Origin of the sequence: Pseudoalteromonas sp. Isolate6 (assembly GCF_022398435.1) — a bacterium.
Taxonomy (GTDB): domain Bacteria; phylum Pseudomonadota; class Gammaproteobacteria; order Enterobacterales; family Alteromonadaceae; genus Pseudoalteromonas; species Pseudoalteromonas galatheae.
In genome coordinates this window covers 1-2,971 of record NZ_JAKEVK010000327.1, presented here as the reverse complement: position 1 = coordinate 2,971, position 2,971 = coordinate 1, and the positions used below count along the sequence as shown (strand labels likewise).

3 protein-coding genes are annotated in these 2,971 nt (G+C 44.4%); all 3 read left to right on the top strand.

Going from position 1 to position 2,971, the window contains the following annotated elements; translation table 11 throughout:
* Nucleotides 1-44: 44 nt before the first annotated feature.
* Complete coding sequence (locus L1D50_RS22450) at nucleotides 45-1,166, top strand: S-(hydroxymethyl)glutathione dehydrogenase/class III alcohol dehydrogenase (protein ID WP_128726349.1); 1,122 nt, start codon at nucleotides 45-47, stop codon at nucleotides 1,164-1,166.
* A gap of 56 nt (nucleotides 1,167-1,222) precedes the next feature.
* Entirely contained in the window at nucleotides 1,223-2,065 is an 843-nt protein-coding gene (gene fghA, locus L1D50_RS22445) for an S-formylglutathione hydrolase (protein WP_128726348.1), read from the top strand.
* Nucleotides 2,066-2,132: 67 nt separating this feature from the next.
* Nucleotides 2,133-2,971, top strand: an 839-nt coding sequence (locus tag L1D50_RS22440) for a hypothetical protein (RefSeq protein ID WP_239966883.1), incomplete at its 3' end; no start/stop codon positions are given.

Below are 2,971 nucleotides of genomic sequence, written 5' to 3'. Positions count from 1 at the left end.
TAATATAGTTATACTGCTATCAACTTTTAAGAAAGGAACAAACCATGTCTGAATTTATTAAATCTAAAGCAGCAATCGCTTGGGGCCCAGGTCAACCGCTTAGTATTGAAGAAGTTGATGTTATGCCACCGCAAAAAGGCGAAGTCTTAGTTAAAATCACCGCAACGGGCGTATGTCATACCGATGCGTTCACCTTGTCTGGCGACGATCCTGAGGGCGTATTCCCAGCAATCTTAGGTCATGAAGGTGCAGGTATTGTTGAAGCAATTGGTGAAGGCGTTACCAGCGTTGCCGTTGGCGACCACGTGATCCCATTGTACACACCAGAGTGTGGCGAATGTAAGTTTTGTAAGTCTGGTAAAACGAACCTTTGTCAGCAGATCCGTGAAACCCAAGGTAAAGGCTTGATGCCAGATGGCACAACCCGCTTTTATAAAGATGGCCAACCAATTTATCACTACATGGGCACGTCAACGTTCTCTGAGTACACTGTGCTGCCAGAAATTTCCTTGGCTAAGGTAAACAAAGAAGCACCTCTTGAGGAGATCTGCTTGCTTGGCTGTGGCGTTACAACAGGAATGGGCGCAGTAATGAATACCGCTAAAGTGCAAAAAGGCGATACCGTCGCTATTTTTGGCCTCGGTGGGATCGGCTTGTCCGCTATCATTGGCGCGGCAATGGCTGGCGCGAGTCGGATCATCGGTATCGACATCAATGAAGATAAGTTTGAGCTTGCGACAAAGCTTGGGGCAACCGATCTTATCAACCCGAAAAACTTCGACAAACCTATTCAAGAAGTGATCGTTGAAATGACCGATGGCGGTGTGGATTTCTCGTTCGAATGTATCGGTAACGTAGATGTCATGAGAAGTGCCCTTGAGTGCTGTCACAAAGGCTGGGGTGAGTCGGTGATCATCGGTGTTGCGGGCGCTGGACAAGAAATTTCAACACGCCCATTCCAATTGGTTACTGGTCGCGTATGGCGCGGTAGTGCTTTTGGTGGCGTAAAAGGTCGCTCTGAGCTTCCTGAGATTGTTGAACGCTATATGGCTGGTGAATTCAAGCTCAATGACTTTATCACTCATACCATGAAGCTCGAAGATATTAATGAAGCCTTTGATTTAATGCATGAAGGCAAGAGTATCCGCTCTGTGATCCATTACTAGTACCCGCTCAAGGACGCACAGGTTGCGTCCTATTTCACTTAATTAAGGAGCACTTGATGGAACTGATTTCCAGCAACAAAGTATCCGGCGGTTGGCATAAGCGCTACAAACATACCAGCCAGTCGACGCAGTGTGAAATGACCTTCGCCATTTTTTTACCTAAAATCGTCAATGAGGGACAACAAGTCCCGGTTTTATATTGGCTCTCAGGCTTAACTTGCAGCGATGAAAACTTCATGCAAAAAGCAGGCGCGTTTAAAAAAGCCAACGAGCTTGGCATCGCTATCGTCGCGCCAGATACAAGCCCGCGTGGAGAAGGCGTTGCAGATGACGAAAATGGCGCTTATGACTTTGGTCTAGGTGCGGGGTTTTACGTCAATGCAACACAGGCGCCATATAGTCAACATTATCAAATGTATGACTACGTGACAGAAGAGCTGCCTCAGTTAATCGAAGCGCACTTCCCGGTTAGCCCGCAAAAAGCCATTAGTGGTCACTCCATGGGTGGACATGGTGCGTTAATAATTGGGCTTAGAAACCCGGATGCCTATACGAGTATCTCAGCGTTTAGCCCAATCGTTAACCCAAGTAACTGCCCTTGGGGTCAAAAAGCGCTAACAGGATATTTAGGGGACGACAAACAGCGTTGGCAACAATATGACGCGACCGAACTATTGTCGCACTATGTTAGCCCAACAAAACGTCCGATACTCATTGAGCAAGGTTCAAGTGACCAGTTCTTAGACGAGCAGCTAAAGCCTTGGTTATTCGAACAAGCTGCGGAAAAAGTAGGCTACCCTATCACGCTAAACATGCATGAAGGTTACGATCATAGCTATTTCTTTATCTCGAGCTTTATTGAAAATCATCTTGAGTTTCATGCTAACTATATGAGATAACCCCATAGGCGGTTATCCGCCTTTTTTCAACGACATTGCTTACAAGTTCACAGGAGTTTTTATACATATGCTTGACGATAAAAAGGAATTATCGGCACTATCTCGCACCAATCCCTATTTAAATCCATACATAGATGGCCCAAATAAAGATCTGAATCATGCAATTAAAAACCAAAGCAAGAAAACAGTCACAATAATCAATGGACTTACCCAGTCTTCGCAACAATCAACAGAAACCGAACGCCAAGCAATCATAATACAGCTTTTCTCTTTCGCTACCTCACTTACGCCGAAGGTGAAAAATCGTGACCGATTGCTCACTGCGATCGCTGATTTATTCTTCAAATTCAATAAGGCACAAAGCGGCGCCACGTTTATTATGTCTGAGTGGCTCAATCGTATGTTAAGTCTCGACTTTGAGCATCGCGATGATATACAAATTGCTTCTCAGTGGCTGTGCTTACTCACAAAGCGTACAAATTATGCCACATTGCCGACTTCTCTCATTAACGCGTTTGAACAAATGCTGCCTCAGCTTGATGCGCTAAAGCAGAAGTTTGATACACTGCTAGATGAAGATAACGTTTTCGAAGATTCTCGAGGTTGTCATCATGGTACGGCACTAATGACTCAATTTATAGAGCTATACTACCGCAATCTCAATTATTGTCCTGCAAATGTAGAAACCTCAATCATCGAATATGTTGATAGATATCCCCTGTTTGGAAATATATTTTTACTTTCTCTACTTAAGCGCTCGGCTAATCATGCCAAAGTGGCGGCCGATTTAATCAATGGGTACATCCTTACTTTGGATGAGCCACACTACCAAGGGATAGCTCATTATTTATTTAATGATCTATTTGATGTCGATGATTATTCGCCTCACTTACAGCAAAATATTAT